At 70.8% G+C, this 17574-nt stretch carries 21 protein-coding genes; 8 read left to right on the forward strand and 13 right to left on the reverse strand.

Annotated features, from left to right (window positions below; genetic code table 11):
• Nucleotides 1-78 precede the first annotated feature (78 nt).
• The gene (locus QM621_RS11865; protein ID WP_414990596.1) at nt 79-810 is read right to left on the reverse strand and encodes a hypothetical protein; all 732 of its coding nucleotides are present in this window, start codon (nt 808-810) and stop codon (nt 79-81) included.
• A gap of 136 nt (nt 811-946) precedes the next feature.
• Between QM621_RS11865 and QM621_RS11870 the strand changes: the two genes are divergently transcribed.
• Entirely contained in the window at nt 947-1357 is a 411-nt protein-coding gene (locus QM621_RS11870; RefSeq protein ID WP_414990597.1) for a hypothetical protein, read from the forward strand.
• A gap of 24 nt (nt 1358-1381) precedes the next feature.
• Nucleotides 1382-1963 (forward strand): hypothetical protein, encoded by a 582-nt coding sequence (locus QM621_RS11875; protein ID WP_414990598.1) that lies wholly within the window; start codon nt 1382-1384, stop codon nt 1961-1963.
• 39 nt (nt 1964-2002) lie between these two features.
• Here the strand turns inward: QM621_RS11875 and QM621_RS11880 are convergent, their stop codons facing one another.
• From QM621_RS11880 to QM621_RS11890, 3 genes are read right to left on the reverse strand one after another with little or no spacing between them, the layout of a single operon-like run.
• Nucleotides 2003-2827 carry a metallophosphoesterase gene (locus tag QM621_RS11880; RefSeq protein WP_414990599.1) on the reverse strand — a complete coding sequence of 275 codons (825 nt, stop codon included), beginning with the start codon at nt 2825-2827 and terminating at the stop codon, nt 2003-2005.
• Nucleotides 2824-3591: a histidine phosphatase family protein gene (locus QM621_RS11885; protein WP_414990600.1), complete on the reverse strand. Its 768-nt coding sequence runs from the start codon at nt 3589-3591 to the stop codon at nt 2824-2826. The genes QM621_RS11880 and QM621_RS11885 overlap by 4 nt, the downstream gene beginning before the upstream one ends.
• The gene (locus tag QM621_RS11890; protein ID WP_414990601.1) at nt 3588-4217 is read right to left on the reverse strand and encodes a hypothetical protein; all 630 of its coding nucleotides are present in this window, start codon (nt 4215-4217) and stop codon (nt 3588-3590) included. Before QM621_RS11890 ends, QM621_RS11885 begins: the two co-directional genes overlap by 4 nt.
• A 111-nt stretch (nt 4218-4328) precedes the next feature.
• Here QM621_RS11890 and QM621_RS11895 point away from each other — a divergent pair, with 111 nt between their 5' ends.
• Together QM621_RS11895 and QM621_RS11900 are read left to right on the forward strand one after the other, a co-directional pair.
• Complete coding sequence (locus QM621_RS11895; protein WP_414990602.1) at nt 4329-4757, forward strand: hypothetical protein; 429 nt, start codon at nt 4329-4331, stop codon at nt 4755-4757.
• Nucleotides 4758-4839: 82 nt separating this feature from the next.
• Entirely contained in the window at nt 4840-5052 is a 213-nt protein-coding gene (locus QM621_RS11900; protein ID WP_414990603.1) for a hypothetical protein, read from the forward strand.
• Nucleotides 5053-5142: 90 nt separating this feature from the next.
• Here QM621_RS11900 and QM621_RS11905 read toward each other — a convergent pair whose 3' ends face one another.
• Genes QM621_RS11905 through QM621_RS11920 form a run of 4 tightly spaced genes read right to left on the reverse strand, consistent with a single transcriptional unit; the run spans nt 5143 to nt 8892 of the window.
• The gene (locus QM621_RS11905) at nt 5143-6036 is read right to left on the reverse strand and encodes a formylglycine-generating enzyme family protein (RefSeq protein WP_414990604.1); all 894 of its coding nucleotides are present in this window, start codon (nt 6034-6036) and stop codon (nt 5143-5145) included.
• Nucleotides 6033-6962, reverse strand: a complete 930-nt coding sequence (locus QM621_RS11910; protein WP_414990605.1) for an ABC transporter permease — start codon at nt 6960-6962, stop codon at nt 6033-6035. Before QM621_RS11910 ends, QM621_RS11905 begins: the two co-directional genes overlap by 4 nt.
• Complete coding sequence (locus tag QM621_RS11915) at nt 6959-7951, reverse strand: betaine/proline/choline family ABC transporter ATP-binding protein (RefSeq protein ID WP_414990606.1); 993 nt, start codon at nt 7949-7951, stop codon at nt 6959-6961. Before QM621_RS11915 ends, QM621_RS11910 begins: the two co-directional genes overlap by 4 nt.
• On the reverse strand, nt 7939-8892 hold the full coding sequence (locus QM621_RS11920; protein ID WP_414990607.1) for a glycine betaine ABC transporter substrate-binding protein: 954 nt from the start codon (nt 8890-8892) through the stop codon (nt 7939-7941). The genes QM621_RS11915 and QM621_RS11920 overlap by 13 nt, the downstream gene beginning before the upstream one ends.
• Nucleotides 8893-9022: 130 nt before the next feature.
• Between QM621_RS11920 and QM621_RS11925 the strand changes: the two genes are divergently transcribed.
• Together QM621_RS11925 and betC are read left to right on the forward strand one after the other, a co-directional pair.
• Nucleotides 9023-9760 (forward strand): IclR family transcriptional regulator, encoded by a 738-nt coding sequence (locus tag QM621_RS11925; RefSeq protein WP_414990608.1) that lies wholly within the window; start codon nt 9023-9025, stop codon nt 9758-9760.
• Nucleotides 9757-11265, forward strand: a complete 1509-nt coding sequence (gene betC / locus QM621_RS11930; protein ID WP_414990609.1) for a choline-sulfatase — start codon at nt 9757-9759, stop codon at nt 11263-11265. Before QM621_RS11925 ends, betC begins: the two co-directional genes overlap by 4 nt.
• Before the next feature lie 59 nt (nt 11266-11324).
• On the opposite strand, the gene QM621_RS11935 is transcribed toward betC, so the two are convergent.
• From QM621_RS11935 to QM621_RS11950, 4 genes are read right to left on the reverse strand one after another with little or no spacing between them, the layout of a single operon-like run.
• Nucleotides 11325-12125, reverse strand: a complete 801-nt coding sequence (locus QM621_RS11935; protein WP_414990610.1) for a metallophosphoesterase — start codon at nt 12123-12125, stop codon at nt 11325-11327.
• Nucleotides 12126-12145: 20 nt separating this feature from the next.
• A complete protein-coding gene (locus QM621_RS11940; RefSeq protein ID WP_414990611.1) occupies nt 12146-12697 on the reverse strand; it encodes a hypothetical protein in 552 nt (183 codons plus the stop codon).
• Nucleotides 12698-12707: 10 nt separating this feature from the next.
• On the reverse strand, nt 12708-14981 hold the full coding sequence (locus QM621_RS11945; protein WP_414990612.1) for a DNA internalization-related competence protein ComEC/Rec2: 2274 nt from the start codon (nt 14979-14981) through the stop codon (nt 12708-12710).
• 8 nt (nt 14982-14989) lie between these two features.
• Nucleotides 14990-15508 (reverse strand): helix-hairpin-helix domain-containing protein, encoded by a 519-nt coding sequence (locus QM621_RS11950; RefSeq protein WP_414990679.1) that lies wholly within the window; start codon nt 15506-15508, stop codon nt 14990-14992.
• A gap of 368 nt (nt 15509-15876) precedes the next feature.
• Here QM621_RS11950 and QM621_RS11955 point away from each other — a divergent pair, with 368 nt between their 5' ends.
• Nucleotides 15877-16446 carry a hypothetical protein gene (locus QM621_RS11955; protein ID WP_414990613.1) on the forward strand — a complete coding sequence of 190 codons (570 nt, stop codon included), beginning with the start codon at nt 15877-15879 and terminating at the stop codon, nt 16444-16446.
• Nucleotides 16447-16523: 77 nt separating this feature from the next.
• Nucleotides 16524-16676: a hypothetical protein gene (locus tag QM621_RS11960; protein WP_414990614.1), complete on the forward strand. Its 153-nt coding sequence runs from the start codon at nt 16524-16526 to the stop codon at nt 16674-16676.
• 1 nt (nt 16677) lies between these two features.
• Here QM621_RS11960 and QM621_RS11965 read toward each other — a convergent pair whose 3' ends face one another.
• Nucleotides 16678-17550: a DegV family protein gene (locus QM621_RS11965; RefSeq protein WP_414990615.1), complete on the reverse strand. Its 873-nt coding sequence runs from the start codon at nt 17548-17550 to the stop codon at nt 16678-16680.
• Nucleotides 17551-17574 lie beyond the last annotated feature (24 nt).

A 17574-nucleotide genomic window follows, 5' to 3' on the forward strand; every position in this document is an offset into this window, starting at 1 on the left:
CCCCGTCGGGGGGCTCCTGGGCCGCGGTCTCCCGGGGGGGGCCCCCCCCCCCGGGGGGGTGTCCACCCCCCCCGACGCTCAACCGCGCAGGTCCGAGGAGTAGACCATCTTGCCGCCCCGACGAGCGGAACGTGGAACAAGCCGCATTCCTTTGACACCACGGGGATCGTCTTGCTCCGGGTCACACAGCGGGAAAACGTCACCATCGGGGCCGTAACTCCCCGCTGGATCGACGTCCCAATCGCCCAAGATGACGTCCGATCCGGAGAGAACCGCGATCAATCGCGTGATCCGGGGCTGCTTGGCGGTGCCGACGCTCCACCACTGACGAGCGCGCTCCGAGAAACTCGCGGCCGACACTCCACCGTAGGGAGCGGGTCGGTCGTCCATCGACTCCGACTTGATCGTGACGATGGCCGTGCCCCGCAGGTCGCTGTAGTCGACCTCGCCTTCACGCAAGAACACCGCCGGGCCCAGCTCCTTCGTGCTCTCGACACCCGCTCGGTTGACCGTGAAGACCGCCCCTTCCTCGCTGATCTCCGAGGACGCGCGCCCCTCGTCGTCCTCCACGATGACCGTCTTGCCCATGCGGGCCGCGATATGGATGGCGATGGCCTCCGCCTTGCGCGCGTCTGCCCGCTTCGAGAACGGCGTGACCGTCTGCAGGATCGTGGTTCCCGGCACGTCCCGCAGCGCCTCGGCCTCCGGATTGTGCGACTGCCAGACGCGGTCCATCGAGTCCCCGATCCCGATGTAGACCTTGTTCAACTCCAGGTTGTCGTACAGGTACAAGTACGTCTCTTGTGCCATTTCTGCTCCTTCATTCTCGGTGTTCAACGTCGTCGATCACTCTACGGACCTCATCTTGCACTTTGTAAAGATAGACCCATTGAGCACTATCTGCTAGTCTCCCCAGAGAGATAGATCGCCACGGAGAAGGAGAGCAATGGTCGACGCGAGCACTGTCTACGCCCTGCGCCTCATGCGGGGCTTCGGCGTTCCCGACGCCAAGGAACAAGACCCGTATGAGGACGACGCTCCCGTACGAGCGCTCATCCTGGGCGACTACGCGCCCTACCCCGACTGCGGCGTCACCGAAGACGGCCAGGTGATCCACGGCGAACCCGCCCTCCCCTTCACCGAAGCCCGATTTCTCGTGGGAGCCACGTCACCCAACGGTTTCGTCCATGGCTTTTTGAACATCGATCCGCCATGGCGCAGCGAGATCGGCACTATCCATCTCGAACACATCCGTAAGCCCGGCAGCATCCTCCCCGTGTCGACCACCGCGCGTGAGGCGGTGAAGGCCATGCGCCTCGACGGACACGACTTTCGCGAATGGTTCCACCAGCATTGAGAGCCCATCGGCTAGAAAGGTGCGGTGGAGTTCTCTGAGCTGATGCGCCCTCCCGACACCCTTTACTCGATTCGCGAGGTGGCGGACCGGCTCGGCATGTCCAAGATGAGCGCGGCCCTGCTCGTCGTGTCCGGCGTCGGAGGCCCCTGCTTCCATCGCCACGACCGGCGTGACATCGAGTCCGTGCTGACACCGTCGGCGACCCTCGAGAAGCTCGCGAACACGCCATGGCTCACCGAACACCCCGAAGCGCTCGTCGTGCGCGTCCGCCCCGCCCGCCGCGACCCGAACGACGCCGAACGCAGCCACATGGGTTGGCTCCCTGGAGCCAGCTGGGAGGACCACGAAGCCGCCGTCGGCCGTTGGTGGCGGATCAAGGACCCCGACCAGTGGCACGGCAAGACCCTGGTGGCGGCGGTCGTCGGCTATGTCGCGCACGTCGCCACAATCACCGACCACGAGACGACCCCCGGCGGGGCCGTCGCCTTCCAGTTGACACCACCGGAAGATCGCACGCTCGCCGCCTTCGAGGGCCGACGCATGACGATCACACAGGGCGGCGTCACCCTCCACCTTCCAGCCAGTCCCGACTGGAACGCCGCCTGAGAACTACTGCGGCAAGGAGTCGAGGGGGGTCATATCGACTCACTTTCCCTCATGACGCGGCACGGGCGCGACCGTCAGCGCCTCGACGTCGAGCAGCATGAGGTTGCCGGGACGGCCTTCACAGTCGAGGGAGACGTAAAGCGTCTGGCCTCGCTGTTCGACGTCGTGGACGTGGTAGTGGCCGTGGGCGTAGAACTTCGGTCTGACCTCGGCGCAGACCCGGTTCAGCTGGGCCCGGCCTGCGGCGGCGTAGGTCAGGCCCTTCCTCGACCAGCCGGACGGGCGGGCGATGATGTGCCGGACCGCCGCCGTGGAGTCGTCGGGCGCGTCGTGGGCCAGCAGCACGTCGACGGACCCGCCCGTGACGGCGCGGTCGACATCCTCGTCGGTGATGGCCTCGCCCGGCCACCAGTCGGCGCCTTCCACCCGTAGGTCGAGGTCGATGCTCGGCGCGCCGCCGACCGACAACACGCTCCGCGTCGCCCCCGACGACGTCGTCACGTCGAACCGGTAGCCCGGCGGCAGGAAGGCGATCCGCGGACGCACCATGACGGGCTCGGCGTAGTCCGAGGCGGCGAAGGCCTCCCGCAAGAACGCCCACCACTCGTGGTTGCCGGGCGTGACCAGCAGGCCGAGGCCGTGTCGCTCCAACGCCTCGTCGATCACGTTCAGATAGCGCGCCCCGACGTTCCCCGGCCACAGACCGAAGTCGCCCAGGTGGCAGATCCAGCGAAGCCCCCACGAGCGTTCCTCGCTCAACCTGGCCAGGCGCTCGATGGCGACGACCGCCTTCGTCGTCGCGCCATGCCAGTCTCCGGCCAGCGCGAGGACGTCGGCGTCCAGCACCGCCCGAGGCTCGCTCACAGCTCCGCCAGGCGCGCGAGGTCGGCGTTGCTGTAGGTCGTCAGCTCGAACGACGTCACCTCGCCGACCTCGACCTCCCAGCCGTCCTCGACCTGCTGCGGCCGAGCGCTCTGGAACGTGTCGAGGAAGCGTCCGCCGTCGCTGATCGAGTAGACCCATGCCTCCGCGTTCGACGGGAACCGTCGCTGCTCCACGAGCGAGACGATCTCCTGGTCCGCCAGTCGCTCCAGCACGCACTTGGTCCCGAACATGAAGTAGCCGTGCGACACCGCGAGCACCTGCTGTCCGGCGCACTCGCGGTGCAACGTGTCGAGGAAGTTGCGCACCCGATGCTCCATCACGTCGGCCAGCGACTCGGCGTTGGGCAGCGCTCCATAGAGGCCGTCGTAGTGTCCGCCACGCTGACGCACGGCCTCCTCGCGCTTGGCCGGACTCAACGCCGACAGCGGACCGAACTCGCGCTCACGGAGCGAGCGGTTGAGCCGCCAGCGGGCGTCGGGCAGGTCCAACGCGACCGCCGTCTGCAAGGTGCGCCGGTACGGCGAGACGTAGTAGCGGTCGAAACCATCGAAATGCTCGGCCAGCCACACGCCCGTCGCCCGCGCCTGCTCACGCCCCAGCTCGGTCAGCGACCAGTTGCGATCGTGCGACGAGGCGAACTCCTCGGTGTAGTGCGACTCGTCGCCCTCGTGATAGGCGGCCTTGGCCGCGGCGTTGCCCTCCGACTCGCCGTGGCGCACCAGGACCAAGGTCTTCGGCATCATGACTCTTCTCCTCCGTGTCGGTCGTCGGCGCCCAGCGCGCCCTCGCCGGCGGCGAAGTAGCGGATGGCGCCACCGCGCGGCGAGGCGATCCGGCGGCCCCAGAAGTCCCGCGTGATCCGCGCGTCGGAGGTGTCGAGCGCATAGGCGACCTGTCCACGGTCCTCGTGGACATCCTCGATGCGCCCGCAATGGACGATGAAACCGCTCACCGAGGCGACGAAAACCCGCCCCACCGGATCGTCTTTGGGCACCGGCCACCAGCGCGTGACGGCGAGCTCGACCTCCTCGGGCGTGAGTCGCGCGTGCCATCCCATGTACGAGCGGTCGGAGTCGTCCACCGCGCGCACCGAGCGCACACGAGCACAGACCAGCGGCTCGTGATCGGCCGGAATCGACGGGGCGACCCTCAACCGGTCGAGCCCCTCCTGCGAGACGACGAGCGAGTCACGACGGTTGACGAAGGTCGTCGCGTCCCCGTCGCCCAACGCCGCCGCCACATCGGCAGCCAAGAGATTCTCCGTCGCCCGCCAGGACAATCCCAGCGCATCGGCCACCACCGCAGGGGGCGCGGGCTCAGGGAACGGCTGGGGCGCGAAGCGCTCCTCGAACTCAGAGATGTCGGCCATGCGGATCATCATAAACCCCACCCACCAAAAGCAATCCCTCACCCCACTTAAATGATGAGTCACTTCTCATATGCTATGGTTTCTTCACCGCACTACGGAAGGAAGCCCGCCATGTACTCCATCCACCTCGCCGCCGAGCAGGCCACGAACCCCGTCCAGACCCAGCGCGCCCTCGACCAGGTCCGCGCCACGCTGCCCGTCTACTTCGGCGAGCGCTACCTCTCGACCATCCTCGGCGCCGACCCCACGGTCTCGCTGCCGAGCGTCACGACCTCGATCACTCTCGCCGACACCGAGCAGGCCACGACGGAGACCTTCACCGCCGAGATCACCGCGACCGCCTGGATGCGGACCAGCGGTCACGAGACCCTCCTCGTCCTGCCGGCCAACCCCGACGACCAGGACATGCCGATCAGCCGTGACGAGGAGCCGGCTCTCCTCGCGGCCGCGCTCCGCTTGCGCGCCATGCCCTGCTACGCCGTCGTGAGCCGATGCGGCACACGTGTCACGATCCACCCAGTGCCTCGCAAGAAGAAGTAACGACAACCGTGAGGGTGGGGCTCCTCACTGACCGGGCCCCACCCTCACCTCGTCACCATCCACCACACAGAAAGGCCTCCCCATGGCCCATCAGCCCGGAACCCGCATCATCAGGACCATCAACCTCTACTGCGACACCTGCCAGCGGACCACCGACTTCCCTCCAGGACGACTGACCGAGGACGGCACCGGCGAGATCCGCCAGTGCGACGAGTGCGGGAACGAGACAGTCGACACGACGTGGTACTACGCTCGTCCGAGCGAGGCAGACCTTCCGAGCGACGGATTCCGCTGACGTCCGACGGCCTCGGTCGGCCGACCCGGCGACCTCCACCGCCGGGTCGTCACCGCCTGTGCACGGCGGGAAGCCCCAACCAGGCGAAATTCACACCGAGCGCGCTAGGCGGAAACCGGTGTGAGACAGGGACGAGTCAGGGGTGTTGGCGATGCGGGCGGAGACGCGGTAGCGGCGGCAGTAGGAGTCGTGGCACAGGAAAGATCCGCCGCGCAGCACCGGCTGCGGGTCGCGGGCGCTGAACGGGCTCGACGTCCACTCCCACACGTTGCCGGTCATGTTGAACAGACCGTAGCCGTTCGGGGCGAAGGAGCGGGCCGGCGTCGTGCCGACCGGACGCGACGGGGCCGAGGGGAAACGTCCCTCGAAGGTGTTCATCCGGCGCTCGCCGTCCGGCTCGCGCTCGCCGCCCCACGGGTACGGCTGCTGGACGAGTCCGCCGCGCGCCGCGAACTCCCACTCCCGCTCGGTCGGCAACCGACCGCCGACCCACCGCGCATAGGCCAGCGCGTCGCGCTGCGACACATGCGTCACCGGATGGTCGGCCCGGTCCTCGACCGTCGACCCCGGCCCCTCGGGAGCCCGCCAGGAGGCGCCGGGGACCACTCGCCACCACTGGGTCGAGGCGATGGCCCGCGTGGGTGGCGCGTCGTCGGGCAGCGACCCGACGAAGACGAGCGAGTCGCCGAACCGCTCGGCGTCGCTCACATGCCCGGTCGCCTCCACGAACTGGGCGAACTCGGCCACCGTCACGGTGGTCGCGCCGATCTCGAAGGGCTCCACCGTCACCTCGCGCACCGGCCCCTCGCCGTCGCCGGGATAGGCGAGCGCGTCGTCGGCGCCCATCAGGAACGTCCCGCCGTCGAGCCGGACCCACCCCGACGGCTCCCCTCGCGCGCCGCCGCACGCGACCTCGACGACCGGCGCCGCCGCGGACCGGCCGTCGGCGGCCGGTCCGCAGCAGCACTCCTTCTCCTGCGTCACGCGGCGACCAACCGCAACCCCGGCTCCTCGTCGGCGGCAGGCGCCTTCCCCGACGAACGGCCGACGAGACGCCGCCAGATCGGCCGGGGCTCCACGAGCGCCGCCGTCACCCGGTCGAGATAGATCGCGAGGATCACCACCGCGAGACCGCCTTGGATACCCGAGGCGACGTCGAGCTGGGTGACCGCCCGCGTGACGATCGCGCCGAGCCCCCCGGCCCCGGCCAGCCCCGCGACGACCACCATCGACAGCGACAGCATGATCACCTGGTTGACGCCCGCCGCGATGGTCGGCAGCGCCAGCGGCAGCTGCACCTCGCGCAACAGCTGGCCCGGCCGGGCGCCGAAGGCGTGCGCGGCCTCCACCACCTCCGTGTCGACCTGTTTGATGCCCAGCTCGGTGAGCCGCACCGCCGGGGCGATGGCGAACACCAGCGTCGCGACGACCCCCGGCACCACGCCGACGCCGAAGAAGAACACCGCCGGGATGAGGTAGACGAACGCCGGCGTGGTCTGCGCCAGGTCGAGCAGCGGTCGCACGACCACCGACACCGCCCGCCGCCGCGCCGCCCAGATGCCGAGCGGCACCCCGACGAGCGTCGCGACGACCGTCGCCACCAGCACCACGGCCAGCGACTCGACCGTCTGCTCCCACAGCCCCATCGCGTCGACCACCGACAGGGCGACCAGCGCGAAGGCGGCCACGCCCCACCGCTGCAACAACACCGGCAGCGCCGCGAAGATCAGCACCGCCACCCAGGACGGCGGCAGCAGCAGGAGGTCGGTCAGGCCGTCGATGAAGACCTCGAACGCCTCGCCGACCGCGTCGAAGGCGTCGCCGAAGTGGACCAGCAGCCAGTCGATCGCGTCGGCGGCGGGCGTGCCCAGGTCGAGGTCGGGCAGGACCGCCGCGCCCACCCGGCTCATGCCACCCTCCCCTCGACGTGCGCGACCGCCGACAGCACCGACTCGGTCGACACGTAGCCGAGCAGCGACCCGTTCTCGGTCACCGCCGCCCCGTGCGACCGACCGAGCCTCGCCGCGACCTGCGCCAGCGTGTGACCGGGGTCGACCGTCACCTCCGGGACCGCCTGGTCCCACTGGGCGGTCGGCACCAGCACATCGGAGGCCTTCAACGCCCGCGCCCGGTCGACCTCGCCGACGAAGCGCCGCACATAGTCGTCGGCCGGACTCGTCAGGATGTCGACCGCCGTGCCGGTCTGCGCGACCCGACCCTGCGCGAGCAGCGTGATGTGGGTGCCCAACTGGGTCGCCTCGTTGAGGTCGTGCGTCACCACGACGACGGTCCGGCCGAGCTCGTGGGCGAGCTTGACCAGGAGGTCTTGCATCTCGGTGCGGATCAACGGGTCGAGCGCGGAGAACGGCTCGTCCATCAAGATCACGTCGGCGTCGGTGGTCAGCGCGCGGGCCAAGCCCACCCGCTGCTTCATGCCGCCGGACAGCTCGCTCGGCTTGGCGTCGCCCCAGTCGGCGAGCCCGACGATCGACAGCGCCTCGTCGGCTTTGTCCCACGCCCGCGCCTTGTCGACGCCGCGCAGCCGCAGCCCGTACGCGGCGTTCTCCCGGACCGTCCGGTGCGGGAACAGCGCGAAGTGCTGGAAGACCATGCTGATCCGCCGGTTGCGGACCTCGCGCAACTGCTTCGGCGTCAAGTCCGACAAGTCCTGGCCGTCCAGCTCGACCGTGCCCGTCGTCGGGTCGATCAGCCGGTTCAGCATGCGCAGCACCGTCGACTTGCCCGAGCCGGACAGGCCGATCAGCACGTAGATGTCGCCGCGGTGGATGTCGAGGTCGACGCCCTGCACCGCGACCTTCCTGCGCGCGCCCCGCCCGAAGGACTTCGACAGGCCGCGGGCGACGAGCAGCGGCTCCCCCGCACGGGTCACGGCAGCCATGACTCGACCAGGTCGGCGTTCTCGTCGAGCCACTGCGTCGCCAAGTCCTCCGGGGTCAGCGAGGAGTCGGCGTTCGCGGCGGCCAGCAGCGCCTCGACGTCCTCCAGCGGAATCTCCACGTTCTTCAAGAACTCGACGAACTCCGGCGCGCGGTCCTGGAGGTCCTTGCGGGCGGCGATGTTGGCGGCGAGCGTCGGGATCGCGACGTCGGTCGGGCCGCCGTCGGTGAAGGCGCCCTCGACGTACGGGTTCGGCTCCTCCAGCTGCACGAGGTCGTACTCGTCGAACACCCAGTGCGGGCGGTAGAGGTAGACGAGGATCGGCTCCTCGTCGTCGTAGGCGCGCTTCAGCTCGGCCAGCTCGGCGGCCTCGCTCGACGGGTTGTGCTCGATTTCCAGACCGAAGCCCTCGATGCGGGCGGCGTTCTGCTCGGTGGTCACCCAGCCCGGGTCGGCGTCGTACAGCACCCCGCCGACGGCGTCGGCGTACTTCTCCTCGGCGAGCTGGTCGACGCTCGTCAGGCCCTCGGCCGCGCCGCCCTCCTCGACGAGATACGCCGGGACGAACCAGCCCTGGACCGCGCCGCCGTAGGTCTCGCTGACCAGCTCGGTGGTCTCGGCCGCCTCGTCGGCGAACTGCTGCTGGTTGGGCAGGTTGACCTCGACGAGCACGTCGACGTCGCCCTTGTCGATGCCCGCCCAGCCGACCGCCGGATCGACGTTCTGCTGGACGATCTCCGAGACACCCAGCTCGGGGTGCTCCTCGGCGACCTGGGACAGGATCTCGGCCTGCACGCCGGCGGCCGTCCAGGAGAAGACGCCGACGACGATCTCCTCGCCGTCACCGGAGCCGGACGAGCCGCAGGCGGCCAATCCGGTGAGCGCCAACGTGGTCAGGGCGGCGGCCGTTCGGACGCGCCAAGGGGTGGGGCGAGTTCTCATGATGAACCTCACGATCGTTGTGAATAGTGCAACTGCCGCTGATTGTTCAACTGAAAATCTCGAAATCTTCCGGTGTCTCATATCGCAGACAAAACCGTCGGAGCAGTTCGGCGACTGTTATCAACGTCGGGTGAGCCCCTCCCAGCCGACCCGTTCCGGCGGCATCCAGAGCGTCGAGCGCGCCGCCCGCGTCCTGCGCGCCGTCGCCGACCACCAGCAGATGACGATCACCGACATCGCCGCGGCGCTCGAGGTGCACAAGAGCACCGCCTCGCGCCTCGTCGCGACCCTCGTGGCCGAGGGCCTGCTCGACGGCGGCGGCTCCGGGCCGATCCGGCTCGGCCCGGAGCTGCGCCGCCTCGGCCGTGCGGCGGCGGGCGAGGCGGATCTCGCCGAGATCGCCCGGGGGCCGTTGGAAAGGCTGTCGGAGGCCACCGGCGAGACCGCGACCCTGGCCGTCCGCGACGGGGACTACGCGGTCACCGTCGCCCAGTCCGGCGGCACCCATCGCGTCGGCGTGCGGTCGTGGGTGGGGGCGCGGACGCCGCTCGCGCTCACCGCCGACGGCAAGGCGCTGCTGGCCTTCGGCGACGAGCAGCCGCCCTCGCTCCCGACGTCGCTGCGCGCCGAGCTGGACCGCGTGCGGACCCGCGAGCGGGCCTTCGCGCGTGGCGAGCTGGAGGAGAACCTGTACGGGGTGGCCGTGCCGGTGGTCGAGAAGTCCGGGCGATGTCTCGGCGCGGTCTGCGTCTCCGGCCCCTCGTACCGGGTCACGACCGAACGCTTCGAGCCGCTGGCCGACCGATGTCGCGCCACGGCCTACGAGATCCTCGACCTCCGCCGCCAGCACAGGGAGCACACCCCATGACCCGCCGTCCGAACATCGTCCTGATCCAGGCCGACCAGCTCGCCGCCCAGGCCCTCGGCGCCTACGGCAACAGCGTGGTGATCTCGCCCCGTCTCGACCGGATCGCCGACGAGGGCGTCGTCTTCGACCGCGCCTACTGCAACTCGCCGCTGTGCGCGCCGTCGCGGGCCTCGATGATGACCGGGCTGCTGCCCTCCGAGATCGGCGCCTACGACAACGGCGCCGACTTCGCCAGCTCCGTCCCGACCTTCGCGCACGTGCTGCGCGGCGCCGGCTACCGCACCGCGCTCATCGGCCGCATGCACTTCATCGGCCCCGACCAGCTGCACGGCTTCGAGCAGCGGCTCACCACCGACGTCTACCCGGCCGGACTCGACATGGTGCCGGACTGGGAGCTGCCGCCCGCCGAGCGCCTGCCGTGGTACCACGAGGCGAGCAGCGTGTTCTCCGCCGGCGCGAGCGTGGCGACCGTGCAGCGCGACTTCGACGACGAGGTGGTCTTCCGCACGCTGCGCCACCTCAACGACCTCGCCCGCGACCCCGGCGACGACCCCTTCCTCGTCGTGGCCTCCTTCATCCATCCGCACGACCCGTACGAGCCGCCCGCCGAGCACTGGGCGCTCTACGACGACGTCGAGATCGACGACCCGCGCGTGGCCCCGGTCGACTTCGACGACCTCGACCCGCACAGCCAGCGGTTACAGCAGATGTCGGGCTTCGACCAGAAAGTCCCCGACGTCGAGGAGACGCGACGGGCCCGGCGGGCGTACTACGCGTCGGTCAGCTACGTCGACGAGAACGTCGGGAGGATCCTCGACCGGCTCGACGCGCTCGGGCTGCGCGAGGACACCGTCGTCATCGTCACCTCCGACCACGGCGACCTGCTCGGCGAGCGTGGCCTCTGGTACAAGATGTCGCCCTTCGAACAGTCGTCGCGGGTGCCGCTCATCGTGCACGCGCCCGAGCGTTTCGCCGCCCGTCGGGTCGACGCTCCCGTGTCGCTGATCGACCTGCTGCCGACGCTGGCCGACCTCGCCGGGGCCGACGCGCCCGAGACGTCGGGACGCAGTCTCACCGAGATGCTCGTCGGCGAGAACACCGAGCCCGAGGACGTGGTGATCGAGTATCTGGCCGAGGGCGTCACCGCGCCGCATCTGACGGTGGTGCGCGGGCCGTACAAGTTCGTGCGCTGCCCCGGCGACCCCGACCAGCTCTTCGACGTGGCCGCCGACCCCGACGAGCTGGCCGACCTCGCCGACGACCCGGCGTACCGGGAGGTGGCCGACGGGCTGCGGGCCGTGCTGGCCGAGCGTTACGACCTCGACGCGCTGCGGGCCGACGTCCGGCGCAGCCAGCGTCGGCGTCAGGCGGTCCAGCGGGCGCTGTCCACCGGACAACCGCACGCGTGGGACCACGCGCCGGCCGCGCGCGGCGACGACTATGTGCGCGGCGACTTCTGGGCCGCCCTGGAGCACGGCCGCCTCCCGGCACCGGAGAACGTCTAAGGCCGTCCTCGGCCTCGGCAGGACCACGAACGCACGGAGCCCTGCACGCCTCCGGACCGTCAGAGCGACGCGACCGACAACTCCTCGACGTCGAGCAGCATCAGATTGCCCGGACGACCCTGGCAGTCCAGCGAGGCGAACAACGTCTCACCTCGCTGTTCCACGTCGTGGACGTGATAGTGGCCGTGCGCGTACACCGACGGGCGCACCGCCGCGCAGACTCGATTGAGCTGCTCTCGGCCACGCCGGGCGCGCTCCAACGCCTCCGCCGGCCACGGCGACGGCCCCTCGACGATCTGGCGGACCGCGCTCGTCGAATCGTCCGGCGCGTCATGGGCCAGCAGCACGTCCGCGCGACCGCCGTTCACCGCGCGGTCGACGTCCGCGTCGGTGACCGCCTCCCCGCGCCACCATGTCTTACCCTCGACGCGCTGACCAGAATCGACGCTCGGCGCGCCGCCGACGGACAAGACCCGACGTGTCACTCCGGAGCTCGTCACCAGGTCGAAGCGATACCCGGGCGGCAGGAAGACCAGCCGTGGCCGCCCTTCGACCGGCTCACGGTATCCGCCCTGCGCGAAGGCCTTCTCCAACTCGTTCCAGTCCTCATGGTTGCCCGGGGTGACCGCCATGAACAAGTCGGCGCGCGCCAGCGCCTCGGCGACCCGGTTCAGATAGCGCACGCCCATCGCATTCGGCCACAAGCCGAAATCGCCGAGATGGAAAATCCAGCGCACCTCCGGGCCGCCCTCGGCGCCGAGCCGCGCGAACCGGCCGATCGCGGCGACGGCATGACGGGCCGACCCGTGCCAGTCGCCGGCCAGTCCCACGGCGTCGGCCTGGATCACCGAGCAGTCCACTTGTCTTCCTCCGTCGTATGTCAGGAGTCGAGCTGGCCGTGCTCGGCCAGCAACGCCGCCAGAGCCTCGGCGTTGCCGAGCGCGTCGTTGACGGGTGTGTGGTCGTGCGGGGTGACCCGGAGCCGCTTCCAGTCGCTCGTCCGCCGCCAGTCGCCCGCGAGTCCCGCCGCCAGGTCGCCGATGCGGCGCGAGCTGTGGCCGAAGGGATCGGGCAGGCCGTGCCGGTCGAAACCGTCGGCCATCCACATCACGTCATATCCGGGGTTGTCGCTGACGAGCACCGGGCGCGCGTCGGAGGCGATCAGTTCGACGAAGACCTGCGCCGCGTCGGCGGCCTCGACCCGTTCGGGGTCCTCCCGCCTCGGATCGAGGGCGGTCGTCGCGGACCAGCCGGGGTTCTCCCGCGTGGGCACGGGAAGCGCCGGAACGTCCGGATGCGGGTGAAAGTCCCACAGACGCCCGTGGAACCAGGCGCGTGTCTCGAAATCGACGACGCCGAACTCCGTCATCACGCCCCGGAACGGTGTCCGAGCGCTCGCTTCGACATCGACGAGGAAAAGCCGTTGACCCATGAGACGGACCCTAGTCCACTCCGCGCGCCACCACGCCGAAACGGCCGTCCTCGACCACCACAGCGAGGTCTCCCTGCTCGTCGGTGCGCCACCAGGCCGTGCCGAGGTCGCCGAGCAGGGTGAGGACGGACGGGGCGGGGTGGCCGTAGTCGTTGTCGCGTCCGGCGCTGAGCAGCGCGGCCTGGGCGCCGACGGCGGCGATGAACTCCTCGTCCTGATGCTTGCTGCCGTGGTGCGGGACTTTGAGCACGTCGGCCCGCACGTCGACCCCCGAGCGCAGGAGCGCGCGCTGCGCCTCCGGTCCGATATCGCCCGTCAGCAGCGTGGTCACGCCGCCGGCCCGCAGGCGCAGCACCAGGCTGACGTCGTTGCGGTCGTCGCCGGGTTCGGCCTCGCGGTCCCTCGGCCACAGCACTTCGAGGGTCGCCTCGCCCGCCTCGATCACGTCGCCGGCCGCCGCCTGCTCGACCGGCAGGCCGGAGAGGTCGTCCGGTCCGCCCGACGGACCCACCACCACCCGCTCCACCTGCCGCCCGCGCGCCACGCCCCGCCAACCGGCGACGTGGTCGGCGTCGGCGTGCGTCAGCACCAGCGCCGTCACCTGGTCCACGCCGAGTCGTCGCAGGCAACGGTCGACGGGCTCGGGGTCCATGCCGGTGTCGACGACCACCGCCCGCCCCTCGCCCGCGTCGACCACCAGTCCGTCGCCCTGCCCGACGTCGCAGGCGACCAGCGTCCAGCCCTCGGGCGGCCAGCCGGGGTCGGGCGGGCGCCAGATCACGATCATCAGGCCGATGGCGACGCCGACGGCGAGACCAGGCCGTCGCAACAGCCACCACAGCGCCGCCACCACGACCGGCAGGGCGATCACGCTCAGCCACCAGGGGCCGCCCCAGCGCACCGACGCGCCGTCGAAGTCACCAGCGATCTCACCAATGAGGATGATCCAGCGGGCGCACCACCCGGCGACCGTCCCGAACACCATGCCCGCCCACGGCCAGACCAGATAGGCAAGGCCGCCGGCCAGCCCCGCCACCGTCGTCGGCGCGACCGCGGGGGCCACCAGCAGATTCGCGAACACCGCCACCAGCGACACCTCGCCGCTCAACGCCACGAGCGCGGGCGTGCAGGCGAGTTGCGCCGCCAACGGCACGGCGAGGGAGACCGCGAGCCACCGCGGGCACCAGCTCAACCGTTCGGCGAAGGGCCGCGCCCACAGGACGATGCCCGCCGTGGCGCACACCGACAACACGAATCCGGGCGACCTCGACAGCCACGGGTCGACGACGAGCAGCGCCACCACCGCGACCGCGAGCGACCGGACGCCCGCCGCCCGTCCGACGCCGAGCCCGACCAACCCGACCACGCCCATCGCCGCAGCGCGCAGCACGCTCGGCTCCGGGCGCGCCACGACCACGAAGCCGACCACCGACAGCAGGCCGAGCACCGCCCACCACCGTCGTCCGACCCCCATCGCCCGAACGGCGCCGAGCACAGCCGCCACGATGATCACCAAATTCGCCCCGGACACCGCGGTCAAATGCGTCAGACCGCTGCGCCGGAAGTCCTCCTCCAGCTCCTCCGGCAGCGCCGAGACGTCGCCGTCGACCAGGGCGGGCACCAGGCCTCGCGGGGCGGCGGGCTGTCCGGCGACCGCGCCGCGCACGCCCTCGCGGACCCGCTCGCCGCCCGCCCACCACCAGGGCGTCCCGGGCAACGGCTCCACCGCGTGGGCGCGCGCCGCCGCCACCTCGTTCGTCGCGTCGGACGGCGTGAGCTGTGCTCTCAACGCGACCTGTCGCCCGACGACCAGGTCGTGCTCGGAGATCCCCGAGCCGTCCACGAACACCGTCGCGTCGCCGCCGTCGCGCACCACGCCGAGGCGCGACACGACGCGGTCGAGGGAGACGCCGAGCACGATCCCCTCCCCGCCGAGCGACTCGTACGACCGCGCGTCGAGCGTGACCGTCGCGACGACGTCGGCCACCACCTCCTCCTCGGCCCACGCCCGCACCGGCGATCCTTCGACCTCGGCGATCCGCCAGGCGCAGGAGGCTGCGACGAGCGCGATCAGGCACGCCGAGACCGCCGTCCACGGGCGCGCTCGTGCGACGGCCGCGACGAGCAGTCCCCCGACCGCCGCGCCCACCGCGACCCACGACGGCTGCGTCACCCACCACGCCGCGCCGCCCCACGCCAGCAGCGCGCCGGGGACCAGCCGGAGGTCGTGACGGGCGGCGGTCGTCTCCTCCGTGACGGCGGTCGTGGCGACGCTGGCCGACATCGGCGGGCTCAGACCGTGACGAGGTCGCGCAGCTTGGCGAGCGTCGCCTCGCCGATGCCGGAGACCTCCAGCAAATCGTCGACGCTGCGGAACGGGCCGTTGTCGGCGCGCCAGTCGATGATGGCCTGCGCGGTGACCGGTCCCACGCCCGGCAGTTCGTCGAGCGCTGCCAGGTCGGCCTGGTTGAGGTTGACCGCTCCCGCCCCGGTCGCCGCGCCGCCGCCTCCGCCGCCCGCGGGCGCGACCGGTGCGACGCCCACGAGGATCTGCTCGCCGTCGACCAGCCGCCGGGCGAGGTTGAGGCTGGTCGTGTCGACCTCGCCGGCCAGCCCGCCCGCCGCGTCGATGGCCTCGTGCACCCGCGACCCGGCCGGGAGCGTGACGACGCCGGGCCGCTGCACCTTGCCGGCCACGTCGACGACGATCTCCCCGCCCTCCTCCACCGCCTCGTCCGAGGACTCGCCCGTCTGCGACGCGAAGCCCGCCGGCTCGGCCTCGGGTCGCCCGGAGAGCACCTGCCAGGCCACCAGCACCGCGACGGCAGCGCCCGCCGCCGCCACGACCCGCAGGTGGGTCGGCGTGAGCCGGCTCCGCGCCGTCTCCCACAGGCTGCCCCGCCGACCCGCCACCACCGTGTCCTCGGGCTCGCCGGGCTCCTCCACCACCGGATCGACGTCCGGCACATGCTCGTCCTCGAACGACGCCACCAGTTGCGCCAGGCGGCGACGGGCGATCGCCGCGCGCGTCTCTTCTGTGTCCATAGCGCGACGCTAAGCCGCTGTCCGCCGCCCCGTCACCTGCCAAATCACGACCTGTGGACAGTGTGACGACACCTGACAAGCCCCCTGTGGATAAGTCGATCCGCGTGTCGGCTCCTCGTGGAAAGCTGCCACCCATGAGATCAGCCGAACAGTTCGACGCTGACTTCCGTGAGTGGAGAAGCTCCCTCACGCCCTCCGAACGCGCCGCCATCGCCGCCTGGCAAGGTGTCGACCGGCGTTACCAGCGGATCCAGGCCGTCATCAGCGGTTCAGCCGACGCCTCACCCGCTGACGCGAAAGTCGCCCGCGACCTCCTATCGGCTATTCGCAAAGGCGCCATCCGTCGACCCACCGTGCTCTGGCGCGGAGTCCGATCGAGCACCAGCGCCTTCGGTCTGCCAGCCAGCGAACTCGGGAATCTCGCGGGAGCCAGACGGCGCGTGGATCGATTCTTCGCCGCGTCGCTCTCACGTCAGGTCGCCACCACGGAGTTCACCGCACCGCCGCTGCTCGGCGGCCCGGCCCTCATGCGTGTCACCGTCGCGCCTGGCTCTCGCGCGGCATGGATCGCAGGAGCGGGCGAGACGTCGCTCCGCGATCAATTCGAAGTACTACTCCGCCCTCGGCTCGTCCTTCATCTCACAAGAGTGGAGTACCCTGACGGTGGACTTCCCGTCCTGCATGTGGAGGCGACTGACTCATGAACACGTTCGGTGATCGTTTATGGAACGACCTTCGCCTAGCCGAGGTCGATCAGCCCTTCGTCCCTCACACGTCCTTCATGCTGCTCGATTATCTAGACGTCTGGGACGTCTCGCACGTCACGCAGGTCACGGCGATCCGCGATTGGCTCGCCGCGAACACCCCCAGTCCCGCTCTCGTGAGGAGCCTGCGTCAGGACGGTTACGCGGAGGCCCTCGACGCCGCCGCCTGACTCACACCGGGCGGGGGGTGACGGTCACGGCGACGGTGCCGGGGCCGACGTGGGCGCCGATGACCGCGCCGACCTCGTCGACGGGGACCGTCTCGCGCTCCAGCCGCTTGGCCAGACGCTCGGCCAGCTGGGTCGCGACGGGCTCGTTGGCCAGGTGCTGCACGCCGATGTCGTAGGACGCGTGCTGCTCGGCGGCCTCGGCCGCCAGCGTCTCCATGCGGGCGATGGCCTTGCCTGCGGTGCGCACCTTCTCCAACGGGACCACGAGTCCGTCGCGGATGGTCAGCAGCGGTTTGACCGCCAGGGCCGAGCCGATGAGCGCGGCCGCCGCGCCCACCCGGCCGCCGCGGCGCAGATACTCCAGCGTGTCGACGTAGATGAGGGTGGTCGAGGCCTCGCCGGCCTCGCGGGCGAGCGTCGCGACCTTGCCGGCCTTGACCTTCGAGCCGCGCGCACGGGCGGCGATGCCGGTGGCGAAACCGGTGGCGACGCCCACTTGGCGGGAGTCGACCACCGTCACCGGGACCGACACGTCGCGGCCGGCCAGGATCGCAGCGTCGACCGTGCCCGACATCCGGCTCGACAGGTGTACCGACACGATGGCCTTCGCGCCCTCGTCGACGAGCCGCCGGTAGACCTGCGCGAACTCCTCGGGGTTCGGCCGCGAGGTGCTGACCGGGACGAAGTCGCGCAGCGCCGACGCGATGAGGTCGGCGTCGGCGTCGACGCCCTCGACCAGGGTGTCCGCGCCGACGATCACCGACAGCGGCACGACCTCGACGCCCTCGTCCTCGGCGTCCTGAGGCGACAGCGACGCCGTGGAGTCGGTGACGACCGCCACCCCGCCGGGGAACCTCGTGCGCCGCTTCGCCATAGCTGGATTCTAGTGGGTCGCTCC

This window comes from Aeromicrobium sp., assembly GCF_047606445.1.
In the GTDB taxonomy this organism is placed as follows: domain Bacteria; phylum Actinomycetota; class Actinomycetes; order Propionibacteriales; family Nocardioidaceae; genus Aeromicrobium.